Genomic DNA, 15,884 nt, shown 5'->3' with positions numbered 1-15,884 from the left:
TGCCTGGCTCGAAGATAGCGACTGGATGACACCGGTGTCAATTTGGGCTATCGTGAGCGCCATCGGGATGCCGACGCCGCTGTCCGTCCCCAAGACCGAAGGAGCACTCATGACTCACCTCGACCTCGACGGCCGCCCCATTCTCGTGACCGGTGCGGCCGGCGGAATTGGCGGCGCCATCGTTCGTCACCTCACGGCGGCGAATGCCCATGTGATCGCAAGCGGCCGCTCCAGCGACAGCCTCACTCAGATCGCCGAAGAGACTGGCTGCAGCACCGTCACGTTTGATCTGACGTCCGAAGAGGAGATCGCCAATGCGCTCTCCGGCCTCGAGTTGTGGGGTGTCGTGAATTGTGGAGGCTTCGGCGGTGAGATTGCCTCGCCCACCGAGACTGATATCGACGTCTTCGACAAAGTCATGGCTGTCAATGCGCGTGGCGCGTTGCTCGTGATCAAACACGCCGCGCGACGGATGATCGAGGCTGCCAATGGCGGCTCGATCGTCAACGTCTCGAGCCAGGCCTCGCTGGTGGCTCTGCGCAATCACGTGTCGTACGGCTCGTCGAAGGCCGCCCTCGACAACATCACTCGGGTCAGCGCTCTTGAGCTCGGTCCGCACGGAATTCGCGTGAACTCGGTCCACCCCACAGTCGTGATGACAGAGATGTCAGCGTTCTACTGGGGCCGTCCGGAGATCGAAGGGCCCGCGCTCGCGCGCATGCCACTTGGGCGGTGGGCGACCGAGGACGAGATCGCCGCACCCATTGCGTTCCTGCTGAGTGACGGAGCGAGCATGATCACGGGAGCCCACTTGCCGATCGATGGTGGCTACACCTGCGTGTAGGGAGCGCCCAACGGAGGGCTAGGCACTAGCCTCTGAATCACAGCCGGAGTAACAGGAGGGGGCCGCCGCCGTGACAAGCATGAGAGACGTCGCGCTGGCAGCGGGCGTTTCCCTTAAGACGGTGTCCCGCGTTCACAACTCCGATCCGAACGTTGCGCCGGCGACGCGGGAACGCGTTGAGGCGGCCATGAAGGAGCTGGGCTACCTGCCCAACGCCCTCGCCACGACCTTTCGCCAAGGCACCTCTCCCCTGGTAGGAGTGGTAGTTCCGTCTCTCACCGATCACTTCTTCGCGAGCCTGGTGCAGGCAATCGACGCGACGGTCGCCGGCGCCGATCTCATGACCGTCGTTGCGGCCGTCGCAGACCCGAGCGACGAGCAAGACCGCGTTGAGGCGCTCCTCAACCGTCGTCTCAGCGGCCTTGTTATTGCGCCATCGTCACACGACCACTCATATCTGGCCCCGTGGACGGCACAACTTCCCATCGTGTTTGTTGATCGGCCTCCAGAGGGGCTCGATGCGGACGTTGTGCTCTCCGACGACGTTCAGGCGACTGAAAAGGCAGTGGCACACCTCGCAGCCAACGGCCACACGCACATCGGCTTCATTGGGAACGACGCAGCCATCACGACAACTCAAGAGCGACTGCGCGGCTATCGCCAAGGACTCGGGGCTGCGGGACTCGCCGAAGACCCAGAGCTGATCAAGTTCCATGGAGACGACCCCGCACTCGCGCCCACCATGGCAGAAACGATGCTCGCAGCATCCCCGCCGGCATCCGCAGTGATCTGCTCGAACGCTCGCGCAGCCATGGCATTGGGCCCACACCTTGCGAGCATTCCTATCGCGGTGATCTCATTCGGTGACTTCCCGCTTGCTGACGCACTGACCCCGAGCGTCGCCGCACTCGACCAACACCCGACCCAGATCGGGACAGAGGCAGCGCGGCGTCTGCTCGCGCGCATTGACGATCCCGATGGGGCGTATGACTCGCGTGTGACCGTGGGAACAACGCTCGTCCCACGCGACTCCAGTGCGCGAAAGGGCCCGGCCGCAGATCACGACCGGGCCCAGGACTGACTTAGCCTTCGACGGCCTCAGCAAGTTCCCGCAAGCGCGGCTGCGCGAGATTCGTGAGCTTGTCCTCACGCACATCGTGCGAAACGGACAGGCTGTCCTTCCACAGGCTGCGCCCGGCCATGGCGCCGGACGCGCCGTTCGCGACCGCAGTGCGGACCTGCTTCATGAAGGTCTCGTGATCGACACCGGCGGAGAGAACGGCCCAAGGCACTCCCGCAGCAGCCTCGGTGACGGCCGAACTCGCTTCGGCAGATCCTGGGTACTGGAGCTTCAGGACGCGCGCGCCATTGGCGACCGCAATCTTCGCACTGTCAGCGACCAACCCGGGGAATGCCGCTGCGTATTCTTCGTCAGTCTCACCCTCCAGTTGGTAGGTAAGGATCTCCACGATGAGGAGCAGGCCAGCCTGACTGCACGCTTCGGTCAGTTCCCGGATTTCGCGCACGGCGCGGTCCGACTCGTCCTGACGATCTGGGCGCAAGTACCAGAGCATCTTGGCAACATCCCCTCCGAGCTCGCGGACCCGTTCCGGCGTGACACCGTCGACGTAGCGCGTGTAGCGAATGCCGTTGACGTCCTCAAAGCCCGACGCATCCATGCCGACGACGAGCGCCGTGTCGCGCGACAAGGTGCCCTCATCAACGACGTGAGGCAACGCGACCTCAGGGTCGAGCAGAATGGCAGCTGCGTGGTTGCCGAGATAGCGAACCAGATCAGACTTCGCTTCGACGAGCTGACTTTGGCTGACAGGCGAACCGTCGCCATCGGTCATGACGGCCTTCATGCCGTTACGTTGATCAGCCGCAACGATCAGCATGCGACCTGCGGGTGTACAAATGGCGCTCATTCCCCGGCGTTCCTGGGTGGTGAGCGATGGCGCGGTGGTGAGTGTTGTAGACACAGCGATCCTCTTCTCTTGTGTTCTATTGGTGGTGGGTCAGATGTGGGGTGGGTTCGGTCCCCGCCAGGGCTGCTGACGCGAGCGCCGCGCCCAGCGCGGTGTCTTGAGAGCGGTGAGAGACTTCGACCCTCGGAAGTACCCGAGAGCGCGCATCCACGACACTGTCCATGCGCGTCCAACCTCCGGACATGAGCGTCGAGGACGGCACGGGAGCCTCACGCGCCATCGCCTGCAGTAGCAGTCGAATCTCGTCGTTGCCGTGCTCAAGAATCCGTGCAAATACCTCCGGTGGGGTGGCGCCATCTGCACGGATGACCAGCGAAAGCATGCCGTCGTCGTTGCGCGCTCCGTGGACATCAATCGCGCCGTCCGGAAGTGTCCCGCCCGGGGGAAGCCGTCGCGCGGAGTGGTCAAGAGCGGTGCGCTGATCGGAGTCGGTGACACCAAAGAGATCAAACGCTCGCCGCATCAACAGCCCTGTCTTGACCCCAGCGACGAGCACATATTGGCCGGGGACCACGTGGTTCACGTGATTAATGAAGTGCTGCGCAAGGCGGTCCCGGGCGCCTGCGCTCAACGGGGCATCCAGCACCTGCAGGATCACCTCGGCAGTACCCATGGAGACGTGATAACGGTCAGCGGGCATCTCGCCTCCTGCGCGAGCGGCCACAAGGTGGTCATGGCCTGCCACAGTCAGGTGCGCGCCAGCGATCGCGGCGGGCAACCCCTCACCGGCGACGGTTCCCCACGAGGACCCGGCCGTCATCAAGGTCGGCACAAAGTCCTGCTTCACGCCCAGGTGAGCAAGCATCGGCCCCCACGGTGCGCCGGAGTCCTGGTCAATGAAACCCGTGCGCGAAGCGAGGGACCGTTCAGCAGCGACGCGCCCGCCCAACTGCGCAACAATCCACTCCGGAAGATTCGCCCAGTGGCATCCCTCAAGGTCAAGCCCTTCGTCACGCAGGTAGAGCACCTTCATGACGGACACCTGGACGCCCAGGGGCAATCCAGTTCTCCCGGCAAACTCACGGGCAAGAGACGCGGGCATGGCGCTCAGTTGGCTCTCGCCGCGCGGGTCGAACCACGCAAGCGCGCGGCTACGGGGCACCCCATCGGGGCCGACGACGAACCCGGCTTCACCCATCCCGGTCACACCGATGGCAGAGATGCGAACCGGATCAGGCTCCACCTGAGGCGCAAGGCGAGCACACGCGCTGCGACACAGTTCAATCACTGTGTCGAGGAGTGTCCGGCCATCAAGTTCCGCTGCCCCAGCTGCACCGTGAATCCACGGCGTTGCGGCCTGTTCCACGACCAGCTCGGCGCCGTCGGCGTCGCTCACGAGCACCTTGACGCCGGTGCTGCCGAGGTCGATTCCCATGAGAAGTGGGGTGGTCACATTAGCTCCGTCGGGTCATTCGGGCAGCACACAGTGCCGCCGCGTGGGGCGAGTAAAGGAGGGGGAGTGGTGGGTACGCGCTCGGCTACGGGAGCGCGCACCCACCACAGGGAGGGGGTACTACTTGCAGGTCGAGGCGTACAGAGCCGCCTGACCTTCCTCAGTGTCGAGGCTTTCCTTGGTGACGATGGTGAAGCCGGTCTGAATCTTGGACTCAGTTGCTTCACCGTTCAGAGCTGCGAGCGCCTGCTCGACGCCCTGGTACCCAATGTCAAAGGGCTGCTGCGCAATGATGGCCTGGACCGTGCCGTCCTCGAGAGCCTCTACCTGCGCCGGGCCCGCGTCGAATCCGACAACCTGCACGTCTCCGGCAACGCCAGCTTGCTCGATGCCAGTCGCGGCACCCTCAGCGCTGTAGATGTTGGTGGCAAAGATCGCCTTGAGGTCCGGGTGGGCCTGCAGGGTGGAGGTCACGATCTGTGCGGCCTTCGCGGGCTGGTTCTGGGCATACTCAACCCCGATGTACTCGAAGTCGGCGTCCGCCTCAACAGCACCCTCGAACCCCTCGACGCGAGCGTCGGACGTCGAGATTCCTGGCTGGTTGTCGATCACGAGAACCTTGCCGCCTTCCGGCACCATCTCCTTGATCGCATCGAAAGCAGCGGCACCGCCACCGACGTTGTCGGAGGCGATCTCGCTCACGGCAAACGACGGGTCTTCGACCGTCGTGTCCACAAGCACGATCTCGCTTCCTTCAGCAGCCTCCTCGAGGGGGCGCTGCAGGGCAGAAATGTCATTCGGAGCAATCAAGATCGCGTCCGGGTCTGCCGCGGTCACCGATGCGAGCACCGGCTGCTGAAGCGCAGGGTCCCACTTCTGTGGACCCTGAACGCTCACGTCAATGCCGCCGAGGTCCTCGGCCGCAGCGAGCACTCCACACTCCATCGAGATGTAGAAGTTATCGCCGATAACTCCCTGGATGAACGAGACACTGACGGATTCCGAGGACGAAGCATCGTTGCTTCCACCTGCGGTTGCCGATGCCTCGTCAGTAGCGTCGCTCGACGATGAGCACGCAGCCAGTGCGAGGGCAAGGGTGGCTACCGAGGCAGCCTTTACAACATGCGTCTTTCGCATCGTGGTGTTTCCTTTCATTTGTGTTCTGAATTACGTCTAAAGAGCTGGCCGAACAAGGTTTTTCGTGTGGTGTTACGAGCCGCTGCGGCGCGACGCGCCTGGTCGACGTACACGGCTCCGATGAGGAACGCGCCCACGACTACCTGCTGCCAGTACGGCTCGACGCCGAGAATGACGAAGCCGTTGCGAAGCGTGGCGGGAATCAGCAAACCGATCACCGTTCCGAAGACCGAGCCAACGCCGCCAAAGAGGCTCGTGCCGCCAATCACCACTCCGGCGATGACGTCGAGGTTGGTGAGGCTGTGGCCTGCGATCGTCGTAGAGCGGAAGAAGGCCAAGTTGAGGAGGCCCGCGAGACCCGCCAACAGGCCCGCGAAGGCGTAAACCTTGATGAGTTGGCGATCGACGTTGATGCCGACTCGCCGGCAAGCTTCCGCATTGGAACCCACGGCCGAGGTGTGAAGACCGAAGCGAGTGCGGTTCAGCAGGATGATTCCGATAATGACGACCGCGGCGGAGATAATGACGAGGCTTGGAACACCGAGCACGTCGCCAAATCCGACGCTGTCAACGAGAACCTCAGGCGCAGCGCGGAGGTCGAGGCCGCCGGTCAACACCTGCGCGAGTCCCAACGCCGCCACGAATGTTCCGAGTGTGACGATCATTGGCGGGACTTTCGCCTTCGCGACCAGGACGCCGTTGAGTAGACCCCACGCGAGGCCGGCGAACAGCGCGACACAGATGCCGATTGTTGACACAAACCAGCCCTGCCCGTCGCCAATGGACTGCATGACGAGGGACGAGACCACACCGCTGAACACAAGGACGGAGCCCATGGAGAGGTCGATGCCGCCCGTGACGATAATGAACGTTGTTCCGACACCGAGGATCGCGAGAATTGACACCGAGATCGCGATATTGCGGAAGTTGGCGACGTCGAAGAAGGCTCCTGGCGCCAAAGCGGTGAAGACCGCCACGATTCCCAGCCAGACCAAGACGATCTGCATGGCTTGGGCTCGCGCCATGTGCTGAACCCGCGCAGTCATGGTGTGGACGCGACCGGGCTGTTGGTTGCCTGGACTCTGCTGAGCCGTCGTTGTTGTCGTCGCGGTCATGCTGCGGCCTCCTTGCCATCAAGGGCACCGGTCATGGCACCGACGAGTTCTTCGACGTTCGTGTCCGCGGTATTCATCACCGTGGCGCGCCGTCCATGACGGAGGACGTGAACGCGGTCTGCCACGTCGAGCACGTGCGGCATGGAGTGACTGATGAGCACCACGCCGATTCCCTTGTCACGGATGCGGCGGATCAGGTCGAGCACTCCCTTGGTCTGCACAACACCAAGAGCTGCAGTGGGCTCGTCAAAGAAGATGACCTCATTTGCCCACGCAGCGGCTCGGGCGACTGCAATCGCTTGCCTCTGCCCGCCCGACATCCCGCCCACTGGGCTCTCAAAGTCACGCACAGTCGCACCAAGGTCCGCGAACGCAGCCTGGCCCACTTCGCGCATCTGAGCGCGATCCATGAAACCCAACTTGCCGAGTACCCCTGAGCGCGGAAGTTCGCGCCCCAGATACATGTTCTGGATCGGGTCGAGGTGGTTCGCCAAGGCGAGGTCCTGGAAGACGGTTTCGATGCCCCTCACGCGGGCATCTGTGGGGGTCTCAAGAGAGATGGGCTCACCTTTGAACAGGATCTCGCCAGCATCGGGCTTGTCGGCTCCTGACAGGATGCGGACCAAGGTCGACTTGCCGGCACCGTTGTCACCAATGAGTGCGGACACTTCGCCCGGGCGGACATCAAAGTCAGCGCCTTGCAGTGCCTGAACGGATCCGAAGGACCGCGAGATTCCGCGGGCTTCGTACAGTGGGGTGCTCATGTGCGCACCTCCTTTGCGTTTGACGCTTGTGCTGGCATTTCCACTCCCTTGTCGATTGCCGTGTTGCACCGGATCACCGCGTTAGCGGCGAACCCGAGGGGATCGAGAGCGTGGCTCAGCGGGGATCTCCCCTGAGCCACGCTCGATCAAGTGGGCGGGGACCGTGATGACGGGCCCACCCTGTAGCTGGTCAGAAGGTTCAATAAGGCGCGCGAGTAGAGTGCGCGCGGCCACTTCGCCGATTCGGGCGGGCGAGTGGTCGATGACGGTCACAGCCGGCTTGAGGCTCGCCGCCATCGGGAAATCTCCAAAGGCCACCAGGGCCATGTCCGTCCGCCCAGCGACATGAAGGCCGGGCACTATGCCGAGCGACACTCGGGTGTTCGCCGAGAAGATCGCAGTCGGAGGCTCGTCGAGCGCAAAAACCTCGTCAAGGACGGAGAAGACGCGTGGCTCGTCGATGCAGTCATCCCGAATCAGCTCTGGATCGGATTCGATGCCTGCGTCACGCAAGGCGTCGAGGTAACCCTCGTGGCGGTGACGGGTGGTATCGACAACGAGTGCGTCGCTCATGAGCGCAATGCGGCGATGCCCCTGCGCAATCAGGTGCGAGGTCGCCACACGAGCGAGATCGCGGTCATTCACGATCACGGACTGGCTGCCCGGGGCACTACCTTCGCGGTCGACGAATACGACCGGCAGGCCTCGCAACGGCATACCTTGCAAGGCGTCAAGCGAACTGGGCATGACGATGAGGCCGGCGCATCGACGCTGAACGAAGTTCGAGACGATCGAACGCTCGCGCTCCAGTTCCCGATAGCTCGACGCGACGAGAACTTGGTAGCCAGCCTCCGCAAGAAGGCGTTCAATCTGAGCCACCAATGCGGCGACGAACACGTCTCCGATGCTCTCGACCACGACGCCGACTGTGCGATCCCGCCCTGCACGCAGTGACCGAGCGGTGGGATCTGGCTGATACGCAAGCGCAACCATCGAGGCGGTGACCGATGCGCGAGTTCCGTCTGCGACGCGGGGGTCATCGTTGAGAACGCGCGATGCGGTCTTGATGGATACCCCGGCATGTGCGGCGACGTCTCGTAGCGTGGCGTCCTTCATGGCAGTCATGAGCGCACCTCGCGCATCCAGGATCCGGCGCTACCTCTGAGGGCGACCGCGAGGGCGCTAGACGCGTCCCACACCATGCAAAGTTGCATCAGGCTGCCCTCTCCATCGAGAAATGTCATCGTTGTCATCAACTGCGTGGCACCCATCATGGAGGCCTATGACACCGATGTCAATCAGGAGATGACACCGATGTCATTGTTGTGATGCTTTCGTTATATTTGGACCCTGGGCTCAGGTAGGGCTACAGGTCAAGCGCCGTGCGCAGGGAGGCTACCTGCTCTTCAGCGGAGGTGCGGCCGTCGACCACCACGTGCGGGCCGACCGGCACAGACAGCTCAACTCCCGCGAGATACGCATCCAGTTCCACGAGCTTTTCTGCATCCCTGGCAGCGGCGCGACCGCGCATCCGGCGCCCCACTTCTTCGCGGTCGAGCGCGATCCACACCAGCCTCACGGGCGTATTGAGCATCGCAAGCCGCGCCTCTAGCGCTCGCCACGCCTCGGGGTCTCGACACTCGCGCGTAAACGGCGCCACTGCAACAGCGGATACACCCGCTCGCGCAGAGTCCTCGACAGCCCTGAAGACACACTCATAGCGAGCGTCGCGCGCAATGGACGCCACAGCCGGGTCCGAGTACTCGCGAGCCCCAACCAGTTCCGTCAGGACATCCATAAGTGGGTTCGTGAGTCGGTCCTGGTCCAGCAGAGCCGCGCCGAGAGACTTCGCCAGGGCAGCGCCAGTCGTAGACTTTCCGGAGGCTGGCGGACCTGCAACGAGCACAACATGAGGGTTGGGATTCACGACGCCCACCCTACGCAGGCCCGCGAGCGGGTCGGGCGATGCAGTGACGCGGACCGTCGCGTCGCGCACTGCGCGCTGGAAGTGCCACGGCCCGCTGATCACCGAGCAAGTCGGGCTCGGCCACTCGTAGCGTGCATGGGGATCAACAATCCGCCACGGGGCAACAAGGGCGCCACCGGAAACCACCCGGAAACGCCCACAAAGGACCCTGGCAAAGCAAAAGGCCCCCAGATCCCTGGGGGCCTTTTTCACGTGCGCGAGGGGGGAGTTGAACCCCCACGTCCTTTCGGACACACGGACCTGAACCGTGCGCGTCTGCCTATTCCGCCACTCGCGCGTGCCGGGTAACTTTAGCACGCTTGCGCGGCCCTATACGATTCGGTGTATGGGAGTCCTAGATCGCTTCGAAAAGGGCGTTGAAAACGTCGTGCAGGGAGCGTTCGCGCGGACCTTCAAGTCGGGTGTTAAGCCCGTGGAGCTCGCGAGCGCCGTCCGTCGTGAATGTGATGCGCGCGCCGCTGCTGTGGATCGTCACCGCACCGTCGCGCCTAATGAGTACGCCATTGCGCTGTCCGAAACCGACCACGACACGATCGAGCAGTGGGGCGACGAGGCCCTGGCGCGCGAGATCGAGGACTCGCTGCGCGACCACGCTAGCCGCCAGCAGTATTCCTTCGTGGGTGCTGTGAAGGTGGAGTTCACGCAGGACGAGTCGCTCGCGACAGGGCGCCTAGCGGTGACGAGCCGCACCACGCGCGGACCCGTCGCCCCCGCGACGGAGCGCGACCACCGCTCTCGCTACCCGCTGCTCGACATCGACGGCGCGCGCTATCACCTCACTGGCGACATGACGGTGATTGGCCGCGGCCAGGAAGCGGACATCGTTGTGGACGATACGGGCGTGTCCCGGCAGCACTGTCGCTTCGAAGTGACCGACTTCGGCACCATCCTCACGGACCTGGGCTCGACCAATGGCACGATGGTGGAGGACCAGCGCGTCAACGAGGTCACCTTGCTTGATGGCAACGTGGTCACGGTGGGGCGCACCACCATCATGTACTGGGACGGTGTCCCGGCGGACGAGGATGACTAGCCGATGAGCGAACTCTCGATCACCCTCTTGCGCTTTGGCTTCCTCATTTTGTTGTGGGCCCTCGTGCTGTCGGCGATTGGCGTGCTGCGCGCGGACCTCTACGGCACGCGCGTGACCGCTCGTGGCCGGGGTCGCGACAAACGCAAGCCCGAGCCCCGCGCGAACAAGGTTGCGGCTCCGTCCCGTTCGGCGACCGGCATCCGTACGGGTTCCATTTCCACAGGGGCCGATGCTGTGGGCCACTTGGCAGTGGTGACCGGGGCTTTGAAGGGCACCACCATCCCGCTTGGAACCGCGCCGATCCTGATTGGCCGTTCCCCCACCTGTACGTTGGTCATCGATGATGACTACTGCTCAGCCAAGCACTGCCGCATCTTCCCTGAAGAGGGCGGCTGGCGCATCGAAGACTTGGGCTCCACCAACGGCACCTTCCTCGACAATCAGCGCGTCGGTGATCCGATGCCCTTCAAGCGAGGTGACCAGGTCCGCCTGGGCGCCACGACGCTTGAGCTGAGGAGTTAAGAGTGTTCCTGTCCCTCCACTACGCCGCGCGCTCCGACGTTGGCCTGGTGCGCTCGAACAACCAGGATTCCGCGTTTGCCGGACCGCACCTGTTGGTCGTGGCAGACGGCATGGGTGGCGCCGCCGGTGGCGACATCGCGTCGTCGATCGCGGTGGGCCGACTGGCCGCATTGGACGGCGAGTCTCATGGGCCAGATGAGGCACTGGACGAGCTCAAGGAAGCCATCGCGGACGCGCACGCGGAGATCGTCGAGCGCGCAGCGAACGACCCTGAACTGTCAGGACTAGGCACAACGGTCACGGCACTCCTGCGCGCCGGATCCACGTTGTCCATGGCCCACATCGGCGACTCACGCGCTTACCTCATGCGCGACGGGGAACTCGATCAGGTCACCACGGACCACTCGTTCGTGCAGCACCTTGTCGACACCGGTCGCATTAGCGCTGCGGATGCCGAGAACCACCCCAAGCGCTCGATGTTGCTTCGCGTCCTCGGAGACGTCGATGCGGACGTTCCCGTCGACATCTCCGTCCGCGAAACGCGCGCGGGCGACCGGTGGATGCTGTGTTCAGACGGCTTGTCAGGCGTCGTGAGCCGGGAAACGCTCGAGCACACCATGGCGGAGATCGAAGACCCGGGCGACTGCGCAGACGAACTCGTGACGCTTGCTCTGGCGGGAGGCGCGCCCGACAACGTCACGTGCATCGTGGCCGACGTCGTCGACATCGATGCGACCGATGGCGTGGGTCCGTCCACTGCGACGCAAATCGTAGGGTCCGCCGCACGCGATCGTCACCGCCCCACCTCGGGCGGTAACTCCGCCGCAGGAAAGGCCGCAAAGTTGTCCGCCAAAGAAGAGGTGGACGACGACGAGGAGCCTTCCCGAGCATCGTCCCGCTGGGTCAAGATTCGCCCCTGGGTACTGCCCCTCATCGCCCTGGCTGTCGTAGTCGCGGGCACCTGGGGTGCTTATTGGTGGACTCAGCAACAGTATTACGTGGGCTCCGATGGCCTGAACATCGCCATCTACCAGGGCATCCCCGAGGACCTTCCCCTGCTCGACCTCGACACGCTCGTCGAGGACACCGGCATACCCGTCGCTAGCCTTCCGCCGTATCAACAGCAGCGCATCGAGGACAGCATTCGGGCCACCAGCTTCGAGGACGCCCGCGGGATCGTCACGTCCCTGGAAGCCACGGCCGACATTCCCGAACCCACCCCTACACCCTCGGCCTCGACAACCCCCGGTGAGGGGAGCAGCCCGGCGCCCACAGCATCGGCGCCCGCGGAGGACGCGTAAGTGGCGACCGTCGCGGTGGTGACCGCCCGTGCTGGGCGGCGCGCGGAACTCGCGCTGATGGGCCTGACGTGGGTCATCGTTGTACTCGCACGCGCCCTGGTCGACTACAACGCTGCGTACCTCGAGCTGGTCGATCTGGCAATCTACGGCGCGGTGTGGGCCGCAATGATGGTCACGGCGCACTTCGTGCTGGACAAGGTCGCACCGCACGCTGATCCTGTCCTGCTGCCCGCCGTGTTCGCACTCAACGGCGTCGGCATCGCGGAGATCCGCCGGATCGACTACGCCGAGGGCACGTCCTTTGGCGGCCAGCAGATGATCTGGGCCGTGGTCGGCGTGACCGCAATGATCGTGGCGCTGCTCCTCCTGCGCGACCACCGCAAGCTGCGCCGCTACACCTACACCGCTGGGTTCGTAGGGCTGGCCCTGTACCTGTTGCCGCTGGTGCCGGGCCTGGGCATCACGGTCAACGGCGCACGCATCTGGATCTCGGTCCTGGGGCACTCCGTCCAGCCCGGCGAGTTCGCAAAGATCGCGCTCGTCATCTTCTTTGCCGGCTACCTCGTCACCAACCGCGACACGTTGGCCCTCGCAGGACCCAAGTTCCTCGGGATGCGCTTCCCGCGGCCGCGCGACATGGGGCCGCTGTTGCTCGTGTGGGCCGCGGCCATGCTCATCATGGTTTACGAGCGCGACCTCGGTGCCTCGCTGCTGTTCTTCGGCATCTTCCTCGGAATGCTCTACATCGCCACGCAACGTCTCAGTTGGGTGCTCACCGGGATGGGCCTGTTCTTCATCGGAGGCGCCTTCGCGGCTCTCACCATTCCGCACGTCCGTGCCCGCTTTGACGCCTGGCTGCACGCGCTCGATCCCGAGGTGTACTCCTCTGGCACGTCCGAGCAGTTGGTGCGCGGCCTGTTCGGCATGGCCTCAGGGGGATTGTTTGGCACTGGGCTGGGCGAGGGACGTCCCGACCTTGTCCCCTACGCCGAATCCGACTTCATCATCGCGTCGCTCGGCGAAGAGCTGGGCCTGACCGGATTGATGGCAATCCTCACGCTCTACCTGATCATTGTCCAGCGCGCGTTCCGCACCTCGATCGGCGTGCGCGACGGCTTCGGCAAGTTGCTCGCAGGCGGCCTCGGTGTGGCCATCGCGCTGCAGGTCTTCATCGTGGTCGGCGGCGTGACGCGCGTCATCCCCCTGACCGGCCTGACGGCCCCGTTCCTCGCGTACGGAGGCTCGTCCCTGCTCGCAAACTGGCTTGTAATCGCGCTCCTTCTGCGTGTGTCCGATCTGGCCCGCCGCCCATCAGGAGAGGAGGACTGACATGAATGAACCGGTCCGGCGCGTCAGCGTCATCATCCTGCTGTTGGTCCTCACTCTCATGGCGGCGGCCTCCTGGATCCAGGTGCTCAACGCTGGCGACCTCAACCAGGACCCGCGCAACGTACGCACGCTGTACCGGGAGTACGGCAACTACCGCGGCACGTTCGTGGTCGATGGCGAATCCGTGGTGTGGTCCGAGCCCGTCGACGACCCGTACAACTACCAGCGCAGTTACTCCAACGGCGAGCTCTACGCGGCAGCGACTGGCTTCTACTCGATCGTCTACGGCCGCACGGCCCTCGAGCAGACCGAGAACGAACTGCTCAACGGCACCGCCGACTCCTTGTTCTGGACTCGCCTGGGCAACTTGTTCGCCGGTGAGCAGCAGCAGGGCGCCGCCATCGAGTTGACGTTGCGTCACTCCCTCCAGCAAGTCGCGGCGGAGCAACTCGGAGACCAACGCGGCTCCGTCGTCGCCCTCAACCCGGAGACGGGAGAGGTGCTCGCGATGGTGACGAGCCCCACCTACGACCCCGCCCTGTTGGCCAGCCACGACACCACCGAGGTTAACGAGGCCTATCAGGACCTCCTCAACCGCGAAGACAGCCCGCTCGTGAACCGTGCGATCGCCGGAGACACGTACCCACCCGGCTCAACCTTCAAGCTGATCGACTCCGCGGCAGCCCTCGAAGCTGGATACGACGAGGACACGGAGCTCTACGCTCCACAGGAACTCGAACTGCCTGGCACATCGAACACCATCGGAAACTACGGCGGCGAGGCGTGCTCGGCAGACGACCAAATGACGCTGGCCGATGCTCTACGCATCTCGTGCAATACCGCTTTCGCCGATCTCGGCATGGATTTGCAGTGGGGCCCGATTGAGCGCAAGGCCGAGGACTTTGGGTGGACCGACTCAATCGACATCCCGCTGTCCGTCACCGCCTCCCGCCTGCCTGAGGACCCCAACGAGCCGCAGACCGCCATGAGCGCGATCGGCCAGTACGACGTGCGTGCCACGCCGCTACAGATGGCGATGGTCGCATCGGGCATCGCAAATGACGGTGTGGTCATGAAGCCCTACCTGGTCGACACGGTGCGCGCCTCTGACCTCACCGTGGTCGATGTGACGGAACCCGAGGTCTACAAAGAAGCGATGACGCGTGCCGATGCCAACACGCTCACCGACATGATGGTCGGCGTCGTGGACAACGGCACGGGCACCGCCGCGCAGATCGGCGGAGTCGAGGTTGCGGGCAAGACGGGCACCGCGGAGACGGGTCAGGACACGGCCCCGCACGCATGGTTCGTGTCCTTCGCTCCTGCGGATGACCCCAAGATCGCCGTCGCCGTCATCGTTGAAAACGGCGGTTCGGTCGGAAATGAAGCGACTGGTGGCGCAGTCGCCGCACCGATTGCGCGCGCGGTCATGCAAGAAGGCATCCAGCTTGCTCAGGAGGGCGACCTATGAGCATCCACGCCGGTACAACGCTAGGCGGGCGCTACGTCCTGCGCTCCCTGCTCGCAGTGGGCGGCATGGGCGAAGTGTGGCGCGCAGAGGACACCGAGCTCGGCCGCCCAGTCGCCGTCAAGGTGCTCAAAGAACACGCAGCCGCGAACGAGACCTTCCTCAAGCGCTTCCGCAACGAGGCGCGCAACGCCGCGGGGCTCATCGACGACCGCATCGCCCAAGTCTTTGACTACGGCGACCAGGACCACACTGCGTATCTGGTCATGGAACTGGTCGAAGGCGAGCCGCTTTCCACGATCATCGAGCGCGAGAAGACGCTGCCCGAGGCACGCATCGCGACCATCCTCGCGCAGACTGCCCGCGGCCTCGACGTCGCGCACAAGGCCCACGTCATGCACCGCGACGTGAAGCCAGGCAACCTCATCGTCCGCGAAGGCGACCGGGTCAAGATCACCGACTTCGGCGTCTCGCGAAGCCACGACCAGACCACCCTGACCCAAACCGGCATGGTGATGGGCACCGCCCAGTACCTCGCACCCGAGATGGCGCTGGGTAAGCCCGCAACCCCAGCATCGGACCTCTACGCCTTGGGCATCATTGCCTACGAATGCGTGGTCGGGAAGCGTCCCTTCACCGCCGCGACGGCAGTAGACATCGCAATCGCCCACGTCAATGAAGACGTGCCGCTGCTGCCGGACACAGTGTCGCCCGAAATGGCGGCCCTCATCACGGACCTCCTTGAGAAGAACCCGCGCAAGCGCCCGCATTCGGGGAAGGACCTTGCGGAGCGTATCGAGGCACTCACGCTGTCCAATGACATGGTGTCTCCGGCCCCCTCCGGTCACGAGCCCGAACGGCCTGCGGCACCCCAGCGCTCCATGCCGCCGACCATTGCCCCCAAAGCGTTTCGACCCCGTCCTGATGTTCCCCGGGGTCGGTGACTAGACCATGCCCATCGAGAGCCCATCGCTCGCAAGTGCGACAATGTCACCCGACACGC

15 protein-coding genes and 1 tRNA gene are annotated in these 15,884 nt (G+C 64.2%); 8 read left to right on the top strand and 8 right to left on the bottom strand.

The window, feature by feature from the left end; translation table 11 throughout:
* Positions 1 to 34: 34 nt before the first annotated feature.
* Entirely contained in the window at positions 35 to 844 is an 810-nt protein-coding gene (locus AOP74_RS05520) for an SDR family oxidoreductase (protein ID WP_201774296.1), read from the top strand.
* A 79-nt stretch (positions 845 to 923) separates the two neighbouring features.
* A complete protein-coding gene (locus AOP74_RS05515) occupies positions 924 to 1,925 on the top strand; it encodes a LacI family DNA-binding transcriptional regulator (RefSeq protein WP_061961328.1) in 1,002 nt (333 codons plus the stop codon).
* Position 1,926: 1 nt separating this feature from the next.
* Here the strand turns inward: AOP74_RS05515 and AOP74_RS05510 are convergent, their stop codons facing one another.
* The 8 genes from AOP74_RS05510 to AOP74_RS05475 form a co-directional block, all read right to left on the bottom strand.
* Positions 1,927 to 2,742, bottom strand: a complete 816-nt coding sequence (locus tag AOP74_RS05510) for a hypothetical protein (protein WP_201774295.1) — start codon at positions 2,740 to 2,742, stop codon at positions 1,927 to 1,929.
* 106 nt (positions 2,743 to 2,848) lie between these two features.
* On the bottom strand, positions 2,849 to 4,225 hold the full coding sequence (locus tag AOP74_RS05505; protein WP_152649181.1) for an FGGY-family carbohydrate kinase: 1,377 nt from the start codon (positions 4,223 to 4,225) through the stop codon (positions 2,849 to 2,851).
* 120 nt (positions 4,226 to 4,345) lie between these two features.
* Positions 4,346 to 5,362, bottom strand: coding sequence for an ABC transporter substrate-binding protein (locus AOP74_RS05500; RefSeq protein ID WP_061961325.1), 1,017 nt, complete (start codon positions 5,360 to 5,362; stop codon positions 4,346 to 4,348).
* A 14-nt stretch (positions 5,363 to 5,376) separates the two neighbouring features.
* Entirely contained in the window at positions 5,377 to 6,477 is a 1,101-nt protein-coding gene (locus AOP74_RS05495) for an ABC transporter permease (RefSeq protein WP_082096020.1), read from the bottom strand.
* The gene (locus tag AOP74_RS05490) at positions 6,474 to 7,241 is read right to left on the bottom strand and encodes an ATP-binding cassette domain-containing protein (protein ID WP_061961324.1); all 768 of its coding nucleotides are present in this window, start codon (positions 7,239 to 7,241) and stop codon (positions 6,474 to 6,476) included. Before AOP74_RS05490 ends, AOP74_RS05495 begins: the two co-directional genes overlap by 4 nt.
* Positions 7,242 to 7,322: 81 nt before the next feature.
* Positions 7,323 to 8,366 carry a LacI family DNA-binding transcriptional regulator gene (locus AOP74_RS05485; RefSeq protein WP_061961323.1) on the bottom strand — a complete coding sequence of 348 codons (1,044 nt, stop codon included), beginning with the start codon at positions 8,364 to 8,366 and terminating at the stop codon, positions 7,323 to 7,325.
* A gap of 241 nt (positions 8,367 to 8,607) precedes the next feature.
* A complete protein-coding gene (locus AOP74_RS05480) occupies positions 8,608 to 9,168 on the bottom strand; it encodes a P-loop nucleotide/nucleoside kinase family protein (protein ID WP_160297456.1) in 561 nt (186 codons plus the stop codon).
* A 253-nt stretch (positions 9,169 to 9,421) separates the two neighbouring features.
* A tRNA-Leu gene (locus AOP74_RS05475) sits at positions 9,422 to 9,505 on the bottom strand.
* A gap of 48 nt (positions 9,506 to 9,553) precedes the next feature.
* Between AOP74_RS05475 and AOP74_RS05470 the strand changes: the two genes are divergently transcribed.
* Genes AOP74_RS05470 through AOP74_RS05445 form a run of 6 tightly spaced genes read left to right on the top strand, consistent with a single transcriptional unit; the run spans position 9,554 to position 15,825 of the window.
* Positions 9,554 to 10,261, top strand: a complete 708-nt coding sequence (locus AOP74_RS05470) for an FHA domain-containing protein (protein WP_061961321.1) — start codon at positions 9,554 to 9,556, stop codon at positions 10,259 to 10,261.
* A 3-nt stretch (positions 10,262 to 10,264) separates the two neighbouring features.
* The gene (locus AOP74_RS05465) at positions 10,265 to 10,783 is read left to right on the top strand and encodes an FHA domain-containing protein FhaB/FipA (protein WP_061961320.1); all 519 of its coding nucleotides are present in this window, start codon (positions 10,265 to 10,267) and stop codon (positions 10,781 to 10,783) included.
* A 2-nt stretch (positions 10,784 to 10,785) separates the two neighbouring features.
* Entirely contained in the window at positions 10,786 to 12,084 is a 1,299-nt protein-coding gene (locus AOP74_RS05460; RefSeq protein WP_061961319.1) for a PP2C family protein-serine/threonine phosphatase, read from the top strand.
* Positions 12,085 to 13,413 (top strand): FtsW/RodA/SpoVE family cell cycle protein, encoded by a 1,329-nt coding sequence (locus AOP74_RS05455; protein WP_061961318.1) that lies wholly within the window; start codon positions 12,085 to 12,087, stop codon positions 13,411 to 13,413.
* Position 13,414: 1 nt separating this feature from the next.
* A complete protein-coding gene (locus AOP74_RS05450; RefSeq protein ID WP_061961317.1) occupies positions 13,415 to 14,884 on the top strand; it encodes a peptidoglycan D,D-transpeptidase FtsI family protein in 1,470 nt (489 codons plus the stop codon).
* A complete protein-coding gene (locus AOP74_RS05445) occupies positions 14,881 to 15,825 on the top strand; it encodes a serine/threonine-protein kinase (protein WP_061961316.1) in 945 nt (314 codons plus the stop codon). The genes AOP74_RS05450 and AOP74_RS05445 overlap by 4 nt, the downstream gene beginning before the upstream one ends.
* The last annotated feature ends 59 nt before the right edge of the window (positions 15,826 to 15,884 follow it).

The sequence above is a fragment of the Demequina flava genome, from assembly GCF_000975035.1.
GTDB classification, from domain to species: domain Bacteria; phylum Actinomycetota; class Actinomycetes; order Actinomycetales; family Demequinaceae; genus Demequina; species Demequina flava.
Note: the sequence above shows the minus strand (reverse complement) of the source record. Positions and strands in the feature narration are given on the sequence as shown.

What these genes read in the sequence shown, in the direction of transcription:
- AOP74_RS05515 (WP_061961328.1), top strand. Translation starts at nt 924, where the DNA reads ATGAGAGACGTCGCGCTGGCAGCGGGCGTTTCCCTTAAGACGGTGTCC.
- AOP74_RS05510 (WP_201774295.1), bottom strand. Translation starts at nt 2,742, where the DNA reads ATGCTGATCGTTGCGGCTGATCAACGTAACGGCATGAAGGCCGTCATG.
- AOP74_RS05500 (WP_061961325.1), bottom strand. Translation starts at nt 5,362, where the DNA reads ATGCGAAAGACGCATGTTGTAAAGGCTGCCTCGGTAGCCACCCTTGCC.
- AOP74_RS05495 (WP_082096020.1), bottom strand. Translation starts at nt 6,477, where the DNA reads ATGACCGCGACGACAACAACGACGGCTCAGCAGAGTCCAGGCAACCAA.
- AOP74_RS05490 (WP_061961324.1), bottom strand. Translation starts at nt 7,241, where the DNA reads ATGAGCACCCCACTGTACGAAGCCCGCGGAATCTCGCGGTCCTTCGGA.
- AOP74_RS05485 (WP_061961323.1), bottom strand. Translation starts at nt 8,366, where the DNA reads ATGACTGCCATGAAGGACGCCACGCTACGAGACGTCGCCGCACATGCC.
- AOP74_RS05470 (WP_061961321.1), top strand. Translation starts at nt 9,554, where the DNA reads ATGGGAGTCCTAGATCGCTTCGAAAAGGGCGTTGAAAACGTCGTGCAG.
- AOP74_RS05465 (WP_061961320.1), top strand. Translation starts at nt 10,265, where the DNA reads ATGAGCGAACTCTCGATCACCCTCTTGCGCTTTGGCTTCCTCATTTTG.
- AOP74_RS05450 (WP_061961317.1), top strand. Translation starts at nt 13,415, where the DNA reads ATGAATGAACCGGTCCGGCGCGTCAGCGTCATCATCCTGCTGTTGGTC.
- AOP74_RS05445 (WP_061961316.1), top strand. Translation starts at nt 14,881, where the DNA reads ATGAGCATCCACGCCGGTACAACGCTAGGCGGGCGCTACGTCCTGCGC.